This is a genomic window from Streptomyces chartreusis, assembly GCF_008704715.1.
In the GTDB taxonomy this organism is placed as follows: domain Bacteria; phylum Actinomycetota; class Actinomycetes; order Streptomycetales; family Streptomycetaceae; genus Streptomyces; species Streptomyces chartreusis.
This window is the reverse complement of the sequence record NZ_CP023689.1, coordinates 1,067,381-1,088,099: the sequence shown is the minus strand read 5'-3', so window position 1 is coordinate 1,088,099 and position 20,719 is coordinate 1,067,381. Positions and strand designations below refer to the sequence as shown.

Sequence of the window (20,719 nt, the reverse complement as noted above, 5' to 3'; positions counted from 1 at the left end):
CCCCGCCCGACTTGAGAGAGCCCGCCTTGAACACACCCAACCCCTACGTCGAGGCGCTGCGGACCTCCCTGAAGGAGAACGAGCGGCTGCGGCGGCACAACCAGCAGCTGATCTCGGCCGCCGTGGAGCCCATCGCCGTCGTCGGCATGGGCTGCCGCTACCCAGGCGGCGTCGCCTCCCCGGAGGACCTCTGGGACCTCGTCGTCGACGGCCGGGACGCCATCGGCCCGTTCCCCGCCGACCGCGGCTGGGACCTGGCCCGCCTCACCGGCGACGGACCCGGCCGCAGCCGCGCCCACGAAGGCGGCTTCCTCGACGCGATGACCGAGTTCGACCCCGCGTTCTTCGGCATCGCCCCCCGCGAGGCCCTCGCCATGGACCCCCAGCAACGGCTCCTGCTGGAGACCGCATGGGAGGCCCTCGAACGCGCCGGCATCGCCCCCACCGCACTGCGCGGCACCCGAACCGGCGTCTTCGCGGGCACCACCATCCAGGACTACGGCAAGGTCGTCGCCGAAGCCCGCGAGAACATGGACGTCTACGCCACCACCGGCCACGCCGCCGGCGTGATCTCCGGACGCATCTCCTACGTCCTCGGCCTGGAGGGGCCCGCCGTCACCGTCGACACCGGCTGCTCCTCCTCCCTCGTCGCCCTGCACTGGGCCGTGCAGTCCTTGCGCGCCGGCGAGTCCGCGCTCGCCCTCGCCTGCGGCGCCACCGTCATGTGCACCCCGGGCACCTTCGTGTCGTTCACCGCGCAGGGCGGCCTCGCCTCCGACGGCCGCTGCAAGCCGTTCTCCGCCGCCGCCGACGGCGTCGGCTGGAGCGAGGGCGCCGGCGTCCTCGTACTGGAACGCCTCGCCGATGCCCGGCGCAACGGCCACCCCGTGCTCGCCGTGGTCCGCGGCACCGCCCTCAACCAGGACGGCGCCTCCAACGGCATCAGCGCCCCCAACGGGCCCGCACAGCAACGCGTCATCCGCGCCGCCCTCGACAACGCCGGCCTCACCCCTGACCAGATCGACGCCGTGGAGGCCCACGGCACGGGCACCACCCTGGGCGACCCGATCGAGGCACAGGCCCTCCTCGCCGCCTACGGCCAGGACCGCGAACGGCCCCTGCTGCTGGGCTCGGTGAAGTCCAACATCGGGCACACCCAGGGCGCCGCCGGAGTCGCCGGGGTCATCAAGACCGTGATGGCGCTGCGAGCCGGCGTGCTCCCACGCAGCCTGCACGCCGAGCAGCCGACCCCCGACGTCGACTGGACCGCCGGTTCCGTACGGCTCCTCACCGCCAACACGCCCTGGCCGGACACCGACGCCCCGCGCCGCGCCGGCGTGTCCTCCTTCGGCATCAGCGGCACCAACGCCCACATCGTCCTCGAACAGGCCCCACCCGCCGAGGAACCCGAGCGCACGGCCGTCCAGGCCCTGACGCCGTGGCCCGTGTCCGCCCGCACCGCCACCGGCCTCGACACCCAGCTCCACCGGATCACGACCGCCGCCGCCGACCTGACCGCCCTGGACGTCGGCCACTCCCTCGCCACCGGACGCGGCCACCTGGAACACCGCGCCGTGCTCCTGCCGCACGAGGACGGGGTGCAGGAACTGGCCCGCGGCACGTCGGGGGAGGGCGGCCTCGCGGTTCTCTTCACCGGCCAGGGCAGTCAACGCCCTGGCATGGGACGCGAGTTGTACGACCGTTTCCCCGCCTTCGCCGAAGCCCTCGACGAGCTGCTAGGCCACCTCGACCCCGCACTGCGGGACGTGATGTGGGGCGGCGACGAGACCGCGCTCAACCGCACCGAACACGCCCAGCCCGCCCTCTTCGCCGTCGAGGCCGCCCTGTACCGGCTCGCCGAATCGCTGGGCGTGCGCCCCGGCTTCGTCGCCGGGCACTCCGTCGGCGAGATCACCGCAGCGCACGTCGCCGGAGTGCTGTCCGCCAAGGACGCCTGCGCGCTCGTCACCGCCCGAGGCCGTTTGATGCAGGCGCTGCCCGAGGGCGGCGCCATGGTCGCGGTGGCCGCGTCCGAGGACACGGTGCGCCCGCTGCTCGGGGACGACATCGCCCTCGCCGCCGTCAACGGCCCGGCCTCCGTGGTCCTCTCCGGCGCCGAGGAGGCCGTACTCACCGCCGCCGAGCGGCTGCGCGACGCCGGGCACCGCACGCACCGGCTGGCGGTCTCGCACGCCTTCCACTCACCGCTGATGACGCCGGTCCTCGACGACTTCCGTACCGTCGTCGCCGGGCTCACCTTCAACGACGCGCGGCTGCCCGTCGTCTCGACGGTCACCGGCCGCACCGCCACCGCCCGCGAACTGAGCGACCCGGACCACTGGACCCGGCACACCGTCGCCACCGTGCGGTTCGCCGACGCCGTACGCACCCTCGCCGCCCAAGGCGTACGCGCCCACCTCGAACTCGGCCCCGACGCCGTCCTCAGCCCTCTCATCGACGAAACCCTCACCGACCCGGAGACGATCACCGACCCCGGGGTGATCGCCGTACCCCTCCTGCGGGCCGGCCGCCCCGAGGAACTGTCCCTCATCACCGGCCTCGCCCGGCTGCACACCGCCTGCGCCGCCGGAACCGTCGACTGGGCCGCCCTCTACCGGGACACCGGCGCCCGCCGCGTCGACCTGCCCACCACCGCCTTCGAACGACAGCCCTACTGGCCCACCGGCACGGGCCGCGCCCGCGACGCCGCCGGCCTCGGCCTCGGCCCGTCCGGCCACCCGCTGCTTGCTGCCACCGTCGACCTCGCCGACGGCGACGGCGTCGTCCTCACCGGCCGCCTGACCCCCGCCCGGCAACCCTGGCTCGCCGACCATGTCGTCCACGGCCGCGCCCTGCTGCCCGGCACCGCCTTCCTGGAACTCGCGCTGCGGGCCGGCGACGAAGCCGGCTGCGACCGCGTCCACGACCTCACCCTCACGGCACCGCTCGAAATCGCCGAACGCGAGGCCGTCCACCTCCAGGTACGAGTCGGCCCACCGGCCACCGACGGCCGCCGTCCCGTCACGGTCCACTCTCGCCCTGACAACGCCGACCCCGTTGCCGAGTGGACGGTCCACGCCACGGGCCGACTCGACACGGGGCCGGACAGCCGTGAGAACCCGTCATCCGGCACGGCGCCGGGCAGCCCGGCGGACCCGGCCCTCGACACCCCATGGCCGCCGCCCGGCGCAGAACCCATCGACCTCGCCGACTGCTACGACCACCTCGCCGAGCTCGGCTTCGACTTCGGGCCGGTCTTCCGTGGCCTGAGCGCCGCCTGGCGACGCGGCACCGAACTCTTCACCGAGGCCACCCTCCCCGGCCCCGGGCACGCCGACGCCACGGCCTTCCTGCTCCACCCGGCCCTGGCGGACGCCGCCCAGCACGCCGTGACCTACGGCGACCTCGGCACCCTCAGCGAAGGCGGCCTGCCCTTCTCCTGGGAGGGGGTCCGTCTGCACGCCACCGGCGCCACGGCCCTGCGCACCCGCATCACCCGCCTGGACGACGACACCGTCACCCTCACGGCCACGGACCCCGCGGGCAACCCGGTCCTGACAGTGGACGCCCTGGTCACACGCCCCGCGACAACGACCACCCGCACCGCCCCCGACGCCCTGTTCACCGTCGACTGGCAGACCCTGGGCGACACCACGGCCACCGACCTCCACCTCGCCGTCATCGGCGCCGACGCCGCCGACCTGGCCGACGCCCTGCGCACCCCCGACACCACGGTGACCGTCGCTCCCGACCTCGCCGCGCTCGAAACGGCACCCCCGGTAGTCCTCACCCGCATCACCAGCGAACCCGACGACTCACCGATCCCCACCGCCCTCCGCTCAACCACCGAGCGCGCCCTCGACCTCGTCCACTCATGGCTGGCGGACCCCCGCTTCGCCGACTCCCGACTCGTCGTCGCCACCCCCGCCACCGGCGACCTCCCGGCCGCCGCCGCCCGCGGCCTCCTGCGCACCGCCCAGACCGAGAACCCCGGCCGCATCACCGTCCTCCACCTCGACGGCCCCCTCGACGCCGAACGACTGCGCCGCGCTCTGACCACGACCGAGCCCGAAGTACGCGCCGACGCCGAGGGCCTGCGCGTCCCCAGACTCGTCCGGGCCCCGCGCGCCACGGCACAGCAGCCGGCGTGGGAAGTCCCCGGCACCGTCCTCGTCACCGGCGGGACCGGCGGCCTGGGCGCCCTCGTCGCCCGCCACCTCGTCACCCGGCACGGCGCCCGCGACCTCCTGCTCGTCTCCCGCCGGGGCCCGGACGCCCCCGGCGCCGACCGGCTCACCACCGACCTGACCGAACTCGGCGCCCGAGTCCGCGTCGCCGCCTGCGACATCGCCGACCGCGACGCCCTCGCCCGACTCCTCGACGGCGAGCACCTCACCGCGGTCGTCCACGCCGCCGGCACCGTCGACGACGGCGTCCTCGGCGCCCTCACCGCCGAACGCCTCGACACCGTCCTGCGGCCCAAGGCCGACGCCGCCTGGCACCTCCACGAACTCGCCCCCGACGTCGGCACGTTCGTCCTGTTCTCCTCCGCCGCCGGCACCCTGGGCGGTGCCGGCCAGGCCAACTACGCCGCCGCCAACGCCTTCCTCGACGCCCTCGCCGCCCACCGCCACACCCTCGGTCTGCCCGCGCTCTCCCTCGCCTGGGGCCCCTGGGACGCCGAGGGCAGCGCCATGACCGGCGAACTCACCGACGTCGACCGGGCACGCCTCGCCCGCTCCGGCTTCCCCTTCCTCACCCCCGACGACGGCCTGGCCCTCCTCGACGCCGCCCCCGCCACCGGCCACACCACCGTCCTGCCCATCCGCATCGACCTCGCCGCGCTGCGCGCCCGGGACGACGTCCCCGCACTCCTCACCGGCCTGGCCGCCCGCCGCACCACGACGGGCCGCACGACACTGACCACGGCCACCTCCGCCACCACTCCGACGGACTCCCTAGTCCAACGGCTCGCCCCGCTCGACCCCGCCGACCGCAGGGCCGCGCTCCTCGACCTGGTCCGCGAACAGGTGGCCGCCGTCCTGGGCCACCAGGACGCCGGACGCGTCGAGCCCGGCCGGGCCTTCCGCGACCTGGGCTTCGACTCCCTGACGGCGGTGGAACTGCGCAACGCCCTCGGCACGGCGACCGGACTCCGCCTCCCCGCCACCCTGATCTTCGACCACCCCACACCCCGGGCACTGGCCGAGCACCTGCTGTCGAACCTGTTCCCGGACACCGCCACGGGCACCACGGCACAGGTAGCGCCATCCACGACGACCCCGGCCGACGATCCGGTCGTGGTCGTCGGGATGGCGTGCCGCTACCCCGGCGGAGTCCGCTCCCCGGAGGACCTGTGGCGGCTGGTGTCGGAGGGTGTGGACGCGGTAGGTGACTTCCCGTCCGACCGCGGCTGGGACCTCGATCGCCTCTACCACCCCGACCCCGAGAACCCGGGCACCTCCTCGACCCGGGCGGGCGGCTTCCTCCACGACGCCGGCGAATTCGACGCGGACTTCTTCGGGATGAGTCCGCGTGAGGCGTTGGCCACGGATGCGCAGCAGCGGCTGCTGCTGGAGTCGGTGTGGGAGGCGATCGAGCGGGCGGGTATCGACCCGACGTCCCTGCGAGGCAGCCGGACGGGCGTCTTCGCGGGTGTGATGTACAACGACTATCGGGAGTTGCTGACGGGGGACGAGTTCGAGGCCTTCCGGGGCAACGGCAGCGCACCGAGCATCGCTTCGGGCCGGGTGGCCTACGCGCTGGGCCTTGAAGGGCCTGCGGTGTCTGTGGACACGGCTTGTTCGTCGTCGTTGGTGGCTCTGCATTTGGCTGCGCAGGCGTTGCGGGGTGGTGAGTGTTCGCTTGCGGTGGCCGGTGGTGTGACGGTGATGTCGACGCCGACGACCTTTGTGGAGTTCTCGCGGCAGGGTGGGTTGGCGCCGGATGGGCGGTGCAAGGCGTTCTCGGACTCGGCTGATGGTGTCGGTTGGGCCGAGGGTGTGGGTGTACTGCTGTTGGAGCGGCGGTCGGATGCGGTGCGTAATGGGCATCGGATTCTGGCGGTTGTTCGGGGGAGTGCCGTCAATCAGGACGGTGCGTCGAATGGGCTGACCGCGCCGAATGGGCCGTCTCAGCAGCGGGTGATCCGGCAGGCGCTCGCGTCGGCGGGGCTTGGCGCCGGGGATGTCGATGTCGTCGAGGCGCACGGCACTGGCACCACGCTCGGTGACCCGATCGAGGCGCAGGCGTTGCTGGCGACCTATGGCCAGGATCGTGAACGGCCGCTGCTGCTGGGCTCGGTGAAGTCCAACCTGGGTCACACTCAGGCCGCTGCCGGTGTGGCGGGTGTGATCAAGAGCGTGCTGGCGATGCGGCACGGTGTCGTCCCGCGCACGCTGCACGTGGATGAGCCGTCGTCTCACGTGGACTGGTCGGCCGGTGCGGTGGAGCTGGTCCGCGAGCCGATTGCGTGGCCGGACAGTGATCGTCCGCGCCGCGTCGGCGTTTCCTCGTTCGGCGTGAGCGGCACCAATGCCCACCTGATTCTCGAAGAGGGGCCCGTAGAGCCGGAGGCCGCGGAACCGTCCGCGATCGTCCCGCTGGTGGTGTCCGGCAAGACGGCCGACGCACTCGACGCTCAACTGGCCCCACTGCACTCGGACGTTGAGGCAGCCAAACTCGGTCCCGTACTTGCCACCGGTCGGACCCGGTTCGCGCATCGGGCTGTGTTGCTGGCGTCGGCGGAGGGCATCTCCGAGGCGGCCAGGGGAGTGGCGGCCGAGGGGCCGTTGGCCTTCGTGTTCTCCGGTCAGGGCGCCCAGCGTCTTGGCATGGGTCGCGAGCTGTACGGCCGTTTCCCGGTCTTCGCCCAGGCGCTGGACGAGGTGCTTGCCGGGCTCGACCCCGCACTGCGGGAGGTGATCTGGGGCGACGACGAACAGGCGCTCAACCGCACGGAGTTCACTCAGCCCGCGCTGTTCGCCATCGAGGTGGCGCTTTACCGTCTCGCCGAATCACTCGGTGTGCGGCCGGATTTCGTGGCCGGTCACTCTGTGGGTGAGATCGCCGCCGCCCATGTCGCGGGGGTGTTGTCGCTCGCGGACGCGTGCACGCTGGTGTCCACGCGGGCCCGGCTCATGCAGGCCCTGCCCGAGGGCGGCCTCATGCTCGCGGTCGAGGCCACCGAGGACGAGGTCACCCCGCACCTCACCGACCAGGTGAGCATCGCAGCGATCAACAGCCCGACCTCGCTGGTGCTCTCGGGCACGGAGGATGCGGTCCTCGCCGCCGCCCTCCCCGACCGCCGCACCACCCGCCTGCGCGTCTCCCACGCCTTCCACTCACCCCTTATGGACCCGATGCTGGAGGACTTCCGGGCCGCCATCGCCGATCTCCGTTTCGGTGAGCCGAACATCCCCTTCGTCTCCGGGACCAGCCCGAACAGGCCCGACTACTGGGTCCAGCACGTCCGCGACACCGTCCGCTTCGCGGACAACATCCGCACCCTGACCGACCACGGCGTCACCCGCTTCCTGGAGATCGGCCCCGACGGCACCCTCACCGCCCTCATCGCACAGACCGCCTCCGAGGACACCCTCGTCGTCCCGGCGCTTCGCAAGACCCAGCCAGAAGAGGAAGCCGTTCTCACGGCTCTGGGCCGCCTGTTCACACACGGTGTGTCCGTCGACTGGGCGCCCCTCTTCGCCGGGACAGAACCCCGACTCCCCGAGGTCGTCCCCACCTACCCCTTCCAGCGGCGCCGCTTCTGGCCGGAGCCCTCCCTGTCGGTGAAGGACGCCATCGCGCTGGGCCTGGAGCCGGTCGGGCATTCGTTGCTCGGCGCGGTCGTGTCGCCGGCCGGTTCGGACGGCGTCGTGCTGACCGGTCGGCTCTCGCTCGCCTCGCACCCCTGGCTCGCCGACCACACGGTGCACGGCCGCTCGTTGCTGCCCGGCGCCGCGCTGGCCGAACTCGCCCTGCGCGCCGGCGAGGAGTACGCCTGCCGACGCCTCGCCGAGCTGACGCTGGGCACACCGCTGATCGCGCCCGACGAGGGTGCCGTACGCCTTCAGGTCACCGTCGGCCCGGCCGACGCGGACGGACGACGGCCCGTGACCGTGCAGTCCTGCCCGGAAGGCGAGCCGGGCGCCTCCTGGGCCGTCAACGCGACCGGGCTGTTGGAGCGTGGGGAGGAAGTACCGGAGCTCGAAACGGAGTTGACGGCCTGGCCGCCGCCCGGTGCCGAGCCGGTCGTACTCGACTCCTTCTACGCCGACCGGGCCTTGACCGGATTCGGATACGGGCCTGCTTTCCAGGGGCTGCGTGCCGCCTGGCGGCGTGGTGACGACGTCTTTGTCGAGGCCGAGTTGCCCGAAGGCACGGAGCCGGGTGGGTTTGTGCTGCATCCGGCCCTGTTCGACGCCGCCCTGCACGGTACGTCGCTGCTGGTGGGGGACGGTGTGGTGCCGTTCTCGTGGGAGGGCCTCGCGCTGCACGTCGAAGGGGCCGCGGCGGTGCGGGGCCGGTTGTCGCTCGTCGCACCGGACCGCGTGCGCGTGACCCTCGCCGACCCGACCGGGCGGCTCGTGGCCAGTGCCGAGGCGCTGGCTGTACGCGCCGTCACGGCGGGGCAGTTGGACCCCGCAACGCTCTACCGGGTCGATTGGGTCGTGCCAACCGCCGACGTGGCCGGCGACTTCGGCACTCTGTGCGTCTCCGGCGACGATGACGGCACACTCACCGCGATGTTGCGTGAGGCCGGCCTCGCTGTGGGCGGGGACGATGCCGAGGCGGAGATTCTCGTGCTGCCGCCGCCCGCGTCGGAGGTGCCGTCCGCCGTCGCCGATGCCCTGGCGCTGTTGCAGCGAGCGCTGGCTGACGAGTCCGAGCGCCGCATCGTGTTGGTCACCCGGGACGACGACGATCCCGCCGGGGCCGCCGTACGCGGGCTGTTGCGGTCGGCCGCCGCCGAGCACCCCGGCCGCCTGGCCGTGCTCGCCCTCACCGATCCGGCACCGCAGACGCTCCGCGCCGCATTCGGGTTGCTCCGGGACGGGGCCGAGCCGGAGGTCGCCGTTCGGGGCGGCGAAGCGCTGGTGCCCCGGTTGGGGCCGGTGCGGGTGTCCGAGGGTGCAGGACGGGAAACCGCTTGGGGCCGGGGGAGTGTGCTGGTCACCGGCGGTACCGGTGGGCTCGGCGCTGCCGTTGCGCGGCATCTCGTCGCCCGGCACGGTGTGCGGGATCTGCTGCTGGTCTCGCGCCGAGGGCCGGACGCGCCGGGGGCCGGCGAGCTGGTCGCCGAGCTGACGGAGGCCGGCGCCCTTGCCGAGGCCATCGCCTGTGACGTGGGCGATCGTGACGCGCTGGCGGCGTTGCTGGCCGGGCGGACGGTCGGTGGTGTGGTGCACGCGGCCGGAGTTCTCGACGACGGTGTGGTCACCGCGCTGACCGAGGAGCGGGTGGCGGCCGTACTGCGGCCGAAGGTGGAGGCCGCCCGGCATCTGCACGAACTCGTCGACTCCGACGTGCCGTTCGTGGTGTTCTCGTCGGCCGCCGGAGTGCTCGGTAGCGCCGGTCAGGGGAACTACGCCGCCGCCAACGCCGGCCTGGACGCGCTGATGCGAGAGCGGCGCGGCGCCGGGCTGCCCGGGATGTCGCTCGCCTGGGGCCCGTGGGAGGCGGCCGCCGGAATGACGCGGCAGCTCACCGACGCCGACCGGGCCCGCATGGCACGCACCGGGCTGCTGCCACTGTCCAACGCGTCCGCGCTCGCCCACTTCGACGCCGCCCTGGCCCACGACGAACCGGTCGTGCTGCCCCTGAGCCTCGACACACGGGCACTGGCCGAGGCCGGTCCCGACGCACCGGCCGTGCTTCGCGGACTCGTGCGACACCGGGTCGACAGGCGGCGTGCCGCCGCGTCGCTCACCTCGGGTGATACGGGGCTCGCGGCGACACTGAGGCGGCTCGGGCCCGAGGAGCAGGCACGTGAGCTGCTCGGCCTGGTGCGCGGGCAGGTCGCCCGCGTGCTCGGGCACCGCCGTGCCGACGCCGTCGAGCCCCGGCGGCCCTTCCGCGAGCTGGGGTTCGACTCGCTCACGGCCGTCGAACTGCGCAACGGCATCGCCGCCACCACCGGCCTGCGCCTGTCCGCGACCCTCGTCTTCGACCACCCGACCCCCGCCGATCTCGCCACGCATCTCCACGAGCGGCTGCTCGGCGGCCCGGACCGCGCCGTGGACGCGGTCGCCCGGCCGGCCGCCGCCACTGACGATCTCGTGGCGATCGTGGGCATGGCCTGCCGCTTCCCCGGAGACGTCGCCTCCCCGGACGACCTGTGGCGCCTCGTGACCGAAGGCGTGGACGCGATCGGCGACGTACCGGCGGAGCGCGGCTGGGAGGAGGCCAGGCGCGGCGGATTCCTCAGCCGCGCGGGTGACTTCGACGCCGACTTCTTCGGCATGAGCCCGCGCGAGGCGCTCGCCACCGACGCGCAGCAGCGGCTCCTCCTGGAGGTCTCCTGGGAGGCCGTCGAGGACGCCGGCATCGACCCGGTGACGCTGCGCGACAGCCGCACCGGAGTGTTCGCCGGTGTCATGTACGGCGACTACGGCACGCTGCTCGCCGACGAGCGGTTCGCGGGCCTGCGCGGCGCCGGCAGCGCCCACAGCGTGGCCTCCGGACGGGTGGCGTACACCCTCGGTCTGGAAGGACCGGCCGTCAGCGTCGACACCGCCTGCTCCTCCTCGCTCGTGGCGCTGCACCTGGCCGCCCAGGCGCTGCGCGGCGGCGAGTGCACCCTCGCCCTGGCCGGCGGCGTGACGGTGATGGCGACCCCTTCGACCTACGTGGAGTTCGACCGCCAGGGCGGCCTGGCCGCCGACGGCCGCTGCAAGGCGTACTCCGACACGGCCGACGGCGTCGGCTGGGGCGAGGGCGTGGGCCTGGTCGTGCTGGAGCGGCTGTCCGACGCACGCCGCAACGGGCACCCCGTGCTGGCGGTCCTGCGCGGCTCCGCCGTCAATCAGGACGGCGCCTCGAACGGCCTCACCGCGCCCAACGGACCGGCCCAACAGCGCGTCATCCGGCAGGCGTTGGCCGCCGCCGGACTCTCCCCGGCCGACGTCGACGCCGTCGAGGGCCATGGCACCGGCACCCGGCTCGGCGACCCCATCGAGGCCCAGGCCCTGCTCGCGACGTACGGACAGGAGCGGGCGCATCCGCTGCTGCTGGGCTCGGTGAAGTCCAACATCGGGCACACCCAGGCCGCCGCCGGAGTCGCCGGGGTCATCAAGACGGTCCTGGCCCTGCGACACGGCATCGTGCCGCGCTCCCTGCACGCCGACACGCCGTCGACGCACGTCGACTGGGAGTCGGGCGCGGTGCTCCCGGTGTGTACGGACACAGTGTGGCCGCAGACGGACCGGCCGCGCCGGGCAGCCGTCTCCTCCTTCGGCGTCAGCGGCACCAACGCTCACCTCATCCTGGAAGCCGCCCCGCCCCGGCCGCAGGAGGCCGAGCGGGAGCCGGCCGCCGTGACACCGGCAGTGGTTCCGTGGGTGCTGTCGGCGCGCACCGTGGCCGCCCTCGACGCCCGTACGGCCCGGCTCGCCCACCGCGACGACATCCTGGACGTCGGCCTCACCCTGGCCGCCACCGCCCGCACCGCCTTCCCGCACCGTGCCGTGGTCCTTGCCTCGGACACCGGCAGCCCCGTCGAGATCGCCCGCGCGGTCGCCGCCGAACCCGGCCCGACAGCCTTCCTCTTCTCCGGCCAGGGCGCCCAACGCCTCGGCATGGGGCGCGAGTTGTACGACCGCTTCCCCGCCTTCCGAGCAGCCCTCGACGAGACGCTCGCACTGCTCGACCCAGGTCTGCGGGACGTGCTGTGGGGCACCGACGAGGCGGCGCTCAACCGGACCGGCGCCGCCCAGCCCGCCCTCTTCGCCGTCGAGGTCGCCCTGTACCGGCTGCTGGAGTCCCTCGGCCTGCGCCCCGACGCGGTGGCCGGGCACTCCGTCGGCGAGATCGCCGCGGCCCATGTCGCCGGGGTGCTGACCCTGCCCGACGCATGCCACCTGGTCACGGCCCGGGCCACCCTGATGGACGCCCTGCCGGAAGGCGGCGTCATGGTCGCCGTCGAGGCCGCCGAGGACGACGTACGGCCCCACCTCGCCGCCGGAGCCTCGCTCGGCGCAATCAACGGCCCCGCCGCAGTGGTCGTCTCCGGCGCCCCCGAAGCCGTCGAGGCCACCGTCGCCGCGCTCCCCGGCCGACGCACCACCCGCCTCCCGGTCAGCCATGCCTTCCACTCGGCGCACATGGACCCGATGCTGTCCGACTTCCGTGCCGTAATGGACACCCTGGAGTTCCGGGCGCCGCGCCTGCCCGTCGTGTCCGACCTGGACGGCGAGTTGACCGACCCCGGCCGCTGGGTACGCCAGGTGCGCGAGACCGTCCGTTTCGCCGACGCCGTCCGGACCATGGCCGACACCGGGATACGGACGTATGTCGAGGTCGGCCCCACCGCTGCCCTCACGGCACTGGTCGAGTCGATCCTGTCGGAGCACGCCGGCACGCACACCGAGGGCGCCCCGGACGTGGTCGCCGTGCCGGTGCTTCGGTCCGGGCGCCCCGAGGAGAGCACGCTGGTCACCGCGCTGGCCCGGCTGTTCACGGCCGGTACGCGCATCGACTGGCCCGAGCTCTTCGCGGGGACGGGCGCCCTTCGTACGCGATTGCCCGGCTACCCCTTCCAGCACCGTCACTACTGGCCCGCAGCCGGAGCCACCCGCGGTGACGTCCGCGGCTCCGGACTGACGGCCGTGCACCATCCGCTGCTGGGAGCGGCGGTCCGCCTCGCCGACACCGACGCCGCCCTGTTCACCGGCCGCGTCTCGACGGCGACCCACCCCTGGACGACAGGGCATCGCGTCGCCGGCCGGGTCGTCCTGCCCGGTACCGCCCTCGCCGAACTCGTCGCCCGAGCCGGCGCCGAACTCGGCCACGGACACATCGCCGAACTCACCCTCGAACAGCCCCTGTTCCTGCCCGACACCGACGCCCTGACCCTCCAGGTCTCGGTCGCCGAGCCCGACGACACCGGCCTGCGCCGCGTCACCGTCTCCTCCCGGCACGACGGCGACCCCGACGCACCCTGGCTGCGACACGCGGTCGGCCTCCTCACCGACGACACCACCGCCGTACCCGGCACCGCCCCGGAACCGGCCGCCACCGTCCAGTGGCCGCCGGCCGGCACGGAGACGGTCGACCTCGACGCCTTCTACGCCGAACTGGCCGACACGGGCCTCACCTACGGCCCGCCGTTCGGGATTCTCACCGCAGTCTGGCGGCGCGGCGCGGAGGTGTTCGCCGAGGCCGCCCTCCCCGACGACACGGACATCGACGGCTTCGGCCTGCACCCCGCCCTGCTCGATTCCCTGCTGCACGCAGCCGCGTTCACGGGTGGGACGCCGGGGCTGCCGTTCGCGTGGCGTGACGTGGACCTGCATCCGCACGGCAGCGCCACGGGCGCACGGGTGCTGCGGGCCCACATCGTCCGCGACACGGAGACGGTTGGTGTCGCTGACGCCGTGCGGCTGACGGTCACCGACCCTTCGGGCACCCCGGTTGCCTCCGTGGGTTCACTCGTCACCAGGCCGCCGTCCCGGACCACGAGCGCCACGCTCCCCAACGCCCTGTTCCGGCGCGCCTGGGCGCCGGCGACGTACCCGGAGACGTCGCGAACGCCTCGTCTCGCCGTACTGACCACAGGCTCCCTCCCGGCCTGGGCGCCGCAGGACGCCGAGATCCTGCCCGGCCTCGACGGCAACCCGTCGGCTCCCGACCTCGTCCTCACGGAGATCACCGCCGGGGAACTGCACACCACACTCCGCCACACCCTCGACCTCCTCCACACCTGGCTCGCCGCCACGCCGTTCGCGACTTCCCGCCTGGTCGTCGTGACCGCCGCCGAGGAATCCCCTGTCCTCGAAGCCGTCCGGGGCCTGATCCGCTCGGCGGCGAACGAACACCCCGGCCGCCTGGCCCTGCTCGCCCGCGACGCCACCGAGCCCCAACTCCCGCTCCCGTCCAGCCTCCTGAGCGCCTACGAGACGGGCGAGACGGAGTTCGCCGTACGCGGCACGGACCTGCTCGCACCCCGCCTGACCCGACAAGAGCTCCACACTCCGGAAGACGCCCCGGACACCTGGACAGGCCCGGGCAGCGTGCTCATCACCGGCGGCACGGGCGGCATCGGCGCGGCCCTGGCACGCCACCTCGTCACCCGGCACGGCACCCGCGACCTACTGCTCGTGTCCCGGCGAGGGAAGGACGCCCCCGGCGCCGCAGAACTACGCAGCCAGCTGACGGAGTTCGGCGCCCACGTGGAGATCGCCGCCTGCGACGTGTCCGACCGCGACGCACTGGCAGACCTGCTCACCGGCCGCACCGTCGTAGCCGTCGTCCACACGGCCGGTGTCCTCGACGACGGCGTCCTCACAGCCCTCACCCCCGAACGCCTCTCCGCAGTCCTCCACCCCAAGGCCGACGCCGCCCGCCACCTGCACGAACTACTACCGGACGTACGGGCGTTCGTCATGCTCTCCTCGGCGGCCGGCAGCTTCGGAGGCACGGGCCAGGCCAACTACGCCGCCGCCAACGCCTACCTGGACGGCCTCGCCGCCCACCGCCGCGCCCTCGGCCTGCCCGCGACCTCCCTCGCCTACGGGCCCTGGGCGATGACCGACGGCATGACCGGTGAACTCGACCGCACCGACCGCGAACGCCTCGCACGCTCCGGATTCCGACCCCTCGACGTGGACGAGGGCTTGGCCCTGTTCGACGCGGCGACAGCCGATGCGACCGCCTCACTACTACTGCCCGTACGACTCGACCACGCGGCACTGCGGTCGCGCGGCGACGTCCCGCCGCTGCTCCGGGGCCTGTTCCGGAGCCGTACGGCAACCGCCGGGGCGGGCGACCTTCAGCGCCGCCTCGCCGGGAAGACCGCGGAGGAACAGCGGGCCCTGCTCCTCGCCGTGGTGCGCGCCCGCGCCGCAGCAGTCCTGGGGCACGACGAGCAGGACTCCGCCTCCATAGAACCCCGACGTCCTTTCCGGGACCTGGGCTTCGACTCCCTGACGGCGGTGGAACTGCGCAACGCCCTCGCGGCGGCGACAGGGCTGCGTCTGCCCGCCACCCTCGTCTTCGACCACCCGTCGGCCGAGAAACTGGCCGCCCACCTGCATGAGCAGCTGGCGGGCACCGAGTCGGAGCCGGAGGCGACTCCCACCGGGATGTCCCTCGCCGACGATCCGGTGGTGATCGTGGGGATGGCGTGCCGCTACCCCGGTGGTGTCTCGTCGCCGGAGGATCTGTGGCGGGTGGTGTCGGAGGGCGTGGACGCGGTGGGCGACTTCCCGTCCGACCGCGGCTGGGACCTGGAACGCCTCTACCACCCTGATCCGAACCACACCGGCACCTCCTCGACCCGGGCCGGTGGCTTCCTGACCGACGTCGCCGGGTTCGATCCGGAGTTCTTCGGGATGAGTCCGCGTGAGGCGTTGGCGACGGATGCGCAGCAGCGGTTGCTGCTGGAGTCGGTGTGGGAGGCCGTCGAACGGGCCGGTATCGACCCGACGTCCCTGCGAGGCAGCCGGACGGGCGTCTTCGCGGGTGTGATGTACAACGACTATCGGGAGTTGCTGACGGGGGAGGAGTTCGAGGCCTTCCGGGGCAACGGCAGCGCACCGAGCATCGCTTCGGGGCGGGTGGCCTACGCGCTGGGCCTTGAGGGGCCGACGGTGACGATTGATACGGCGTGTTCGTCGTCGTTGGTGGCTCTGCATCTGGCTGCGCAGGCGTTGCGGGGTGGTGAGTGTTCGCTGGCGGTGGCCGGTGGTGTGACGGTGATGTCTACGCCGACGACCTTCGTGGAGTTCTCGCGACAGGGAGGCCTCGCGGTCGACGGCAGGTGCAAGGCGTTCTCGGATGCGGCTGACGGTGTCGGTTGGGCCGAGGGCGTGGGCGTACTGCTGTTGGAGCGGCAGTCGGATGCCGTGCGCAACGGGCATCGGATCCTCGCTGTGGTGCGGGGTAGCGCGGTGAACCAGGACGGTGCGTCGAATGGGCTGACCGCGCCGAATGGGCCGTCTCAGCAGCGGGTGATTCGGCAGGCGCTGGCGTCGGCCGGGTTGTCGGCCGGCGAGGTGGATGCGGTCGAGGCGCACGGTACGGGTACGACGCTCGGTGATCCGATCGAGGCGCAGGCGCTGCTGGCGACCTATGGCCAGGATCGTGAACGGCCGCTGCTGCTGGGCTCGGTGAAGTCCAACCTGGGTCACACTCAGGCCGCTGCCGGTGTGGCGGGTGTGATCAAGAGCGTGTTGGCGATGCGGCACGGTGTCGTCCCGCGCACGCTGCATGTGGATGAGCCGTCGTCTCACGTGGACTGGTCGGCCGGTGCGGTGGAACTGGTCCGCGAGCCGGTTCCTTGGCCGGACGGTGACCGCCCGCGCCGGTCGGCAGTCTCCTCGTTCGGGCTGAGCGGCACCAACGCCCACGTCATTCTCGAAGCCGGCCCCGAACAGGAGACTCCCGCCGACGATCGGGAGCACATAGTCCCCCTGGTCGTCACGGCACGCTCGGAAGCGGCACTGGACGCGCGAATACGGCAGCTCCAGTCCTGCGAACCGTCGGTACACGTCGGATTGACAGCGGCGACCGGCCGCGCTTCCTTCACTCACCGCGCTGTGTTGCTGGCGTCGGCGGAGGGTGCCACCGAGGCGGCCAGGGGAGTGGCGGCCGAGGGGTCGTTGGCCTTCGTGTTCTCCGGTCAGGGCGCTCAGCGTCTCGGCATGGGGCGGGAGCTGTACGGCCGTTTCCCGGTGTTCGCCCAGGCGCTGGACGAGACCCTGACTGCACTGGACCCGGGTCTGCGCGACGTCATCTGGGGCGACGATGAAACCGCCCTGAACCGGACCGAGTTCACCCAGCCCGCGCTGTTCGCCGTCGAGGTGGCGCTCTACCGTCTCGCCGAATCACTCGGTGTGCGGGCGGATTTCGTGGCCGGTCACTCCGTCGGTGAGATCGCCGCCGCCCATGTCGCGGGGGTGTTGTCGCTCGCGGACGCGTGCACGCTGGTGTCCACGCGGGCCCGGCTCATGCAGGCCCTGCCCGAGGGCGGCCTCATGCTCGCGATCGAGGCAACCGAGGACGAGGTCACCCCGCACCTCACCGACCAGGTGAGCATCGCCGCGATCAACGGCCCGACCTCGCTGGTGCTCTCCGGCACGGAAGAGACCGTCCTCGCGGTCGCCGCCGCCCTCCCCGACCGCCGCACCACCCGCCTGCGCGTCTCCCACGCCTTCCACTCACCCCTTATGGACCCGATGCTGGAGGACTTCCGGGTCGCCATCGCCGACCTCCACTTCGGTGAGCCGAACATCCCCTTCGTCTCCGGGACCAGCCCGAACACGCCCGACTACTGGGTCCAACACGTCCGCGACACCGTCCGCTTCGCGGACAACATCCGCACCCTGACCGACCACGGCGTCACCCGCTTCCTGGAGATCGGCCCCGACGGCACCCTCACCCCCCTCATCGCACAGACCGCCCACGAAACAGCAGTGGCGGTCGCCGCGCTCCGCAAGATCGGGCCGGAAGAAGAGGCCCTGGCCGTCGCGATGGGTCGGCTGTTCGTGCACGGTGTCCCCGTCGACTGGGCCGCCTACTTCGCCGGAACCGGCGCCCGACTCACGGACGCCCTCCCCACCTACCCCTTCCAACGACAGCGCTTCTGGCCCGAGCCCCGCAGCGGCCTTGGTTCCGGTGACGTACGGTCCGCCGGGCTCGTCCCGGCCGGGCACGCCGTGCTCGGTGCGGCGATGTTGCTCGCGGACGGCGACGGCGCGGTCTTCACCGGCCTCCTGTCGCCGCAGGCTCAGCCGTGGCTCACCGACCACACCGTGCTCGGCAGCACCCTGGTGCCCGGTGCGGCCCTGGTCGACCTGGCGATCCGGGCCGGTGACGAACTCGGCGCCGGGTGTGTCGAGGAACTGACGACGGTCGCCCCGCTCGTGCTGCCCGACGACGGCGCTCCCGTCAGATTGCAGGTGCGGATCGGCGGCGCCGACGACGGCCGGCGCACCTTCGCGCTGCACGGACGACCCGAGCGGGCCGGCGCCGATGCCTCCTGGACGGCGTACGCGCACGGCACGCTCACCCATGCCCCTGCCGAGGCGGCGGCGCTGGGGACGGACGTGTGGCCTCCGGCGGGTGCCGAGAGCATCGAACTCGGCGCTCATTACGAAAAGTTGGCCGACGCCGGGTTCGACTACGGCCCGTCCTTCCGCGCGCTGCGTCGAGCCTGGCGCAAGGGCGACGAAGTGTTCGCGGAGGTGTCCCTGGACGAGGGCGCCCTCGTGGATTCCGACTCAGGATCAGCCACGTTCCCGCCCGTGGACACCGACGGATACGGCCTCCACCCGGCCCTCCTCGACGCCGTACTGCACGCCGCCGGCTTCACAGGCGCGGGCGGTGACGAAGGTGCGGCCCTCCCCTTCGCCTGGGAGGACGTGGCCCTCTTCGCCTCGGGCGCCAGGACCGTGCGGGCCCGGCTGGAGCGGACGGGCGAGCGAACCGTGCGTATCGCGGTGGCCGACACCGAGGGCGGTGCCGTCCTGAGCGTCGGTGGGCTGACCGTACGGCCCGTCGACGGCGATCAGATGGCCGGTGCCGGTGCCGCACCGGACGCGCTGCTGCGGACGGTGTGGACAGCGGTGGGCGAGCGCACGGCCGACGTGCCCGCCGAGGTCGCCGTGCTCGGACAGCTGCCCGAGGACCTCGCGGGGGAGCTGGTCACGGCCGGCGTCAAGACGGTGGCGTACGACGATCTCGCCGCCGTAGCCGGGCATCACGGCGTGGTGCTGGCTCCGATGGGGGACACCGGTGTCGATCCGGCCGGGTCCGCCCATGCACACGCGCGTGCAGCGCTGTCGCTCGCGCGGTCCTGGCTGGACGACGAACGCCTCACCGGGGCACGACTCGTCGTGCTGGTGCGAGGGGCCACGACAGGGGCGGAGCCCGGTGCCGCCGCGGCGTGGGGGCTGCTGCGGTCGGTGCAGAGCGAGCATCCCGGCCGGATCTGTCTGCTCGACGTGCCCGGGGATCCGGGCGGCCTTGCCCGTGCGTTGAACGTCGTGGAGCCGGAAGTTGCCGTGGTGGGCGGCGAGGTGCTGGTGCCACGGCTGGAGAGGGTGTCCATGGACAGCCCTGAGTGCAGGCCGGAGGACGATGCCTCGATCTCCCTCGGCGACGGGGGAGCCGTCCTCATCACCGGCGGCACCGGCGGTCTCGGTGCCCTTCTCGCCCGTCATCTCGTCGCCCGGCACGGCGTACGCGATCTGCTTCTGCTGTCCCGGCGCGGCGCCGACGCGCCCGGCGCCGGGGACCTCGTCGCCGAGCTGACCGGGCAGGGTGCCCGCGTCGAGGCCGTGGCCTGCGACGTCGCGGACCGGGACGCGCTCGGTGCCGCTCTCGCCGGGCATCGGGTCGGACATGTCGTGCACGCGGCCGGCGTACTCGACGACGCGACCGTCGCGCATCTGACGCCCGAGCGGGTCGCCGCCGTGCTGCGGCCCAAGGCCGACGCCGCCTGGCATCTGCACGAACTGCTGCCGGACGTGCGCTCGTTCACGGTGTTCTCCTCGGCCGCCGGTACCTTCGGCAACGCCGGGCAGGGCGCGTACGCCGCCGCGAACGCCTTCCTCGACGCCCTCGTACGGCATCGGCACCGGGCCGGGCTGCCGGGGCGGTCCCTGGCCTGGGGGCCGTGGCAGCAAGCGGAGGGCATGGCCGGCGCGCTGAGCGCACGGGACGTCGAGCGGATGCGGGCGGCCGGGTTCCCGCCGCTGAGCACCGATGAGGGGCTGGCGCTCTTCGACCGGGCCGTCTCCGCCGCCGAACCCGTTCTGCTGCCGGTGCGGATCGACGTCGCGGCGCTGCGTGCCCGCGACGACGTACCCCCGCTGCTGCACGGTCTGGTGCCGGTGCGCCGGTCGGTGGCCCGGTCGACCGACCCGGGACTCGTGGCGCGGCTGGCGGCGCTCGACGAGGACGAAGGGCGGGCGGCAGTACTGGAGTCGGTGCGGGAGCAGGCCGCCAGGGTGCTCGGGCACCGGCCCGGCGGCACCGGCGAGGTCGGGCCGGCGCGGGCCTTCCGTGATCTCGGCTTCGACTCGCTGATGTCGGTGGAGCTGCGCAACGCGCTGAGCACCGCCACCGGTCTGCGGCTGCCCGCCACGCTGGCCCTCGACCATCCGACTCCGGAGGCGGTCGCCGGGCATCTGTACACGCTGCTCGCCCCGCAGGCGGAGCGGACCGGGGCCGACGGCCTGCTGGTCGCCCTGGAGCGGGTCGAGCAGATGATCGCGGCTCTGCCGGAGCCGACCGCCGACGGGGCCGCGCACCGGCAGATCGCCGGACGGCTCGACGTCCTGCGCACACGCTGGTCGGCACTCGCCGCACCGCACGCGGAAGCGGACGTGAACGAACCGGAGAAGGCCGCGGAGCTCGACATGGACAAGCTGTCGGACGACGAGATGTTCGCCTTCCTCGACGACGAACTCGGCGACGGGTGACCGAGAGGTGGAGAACTTCCACTGATGTCCCCTGCCACGCCCCGCCTAGCGTGGGCGAAACCGGTACACGAACG

At 73.3% G+C, this 20,719-nt stretch carries 1 protein-coding gene; it reads left to right on the top strand.

Going from position 1 to position 20,719, the window contains the following annotated elements; genetic code table 11:
* The first annotated feature begins 26 nt into the window (after positions 1 to 26).
* The gene (locus tag CP983_RS44615; protein ID WP_229914635.1) at positions 27 to 20,645 is read left to right on the top strand and encodes a type I polyketide synthase; all 20,619 of its coding nucleotides are present in this window, start codon (positions 27 to 29) and stop codon (positions 20,643 to 20,645) included.
* The last annotated feature ends 74 nt before the right edge of the window (positions 20,646 to 20,719 follow it).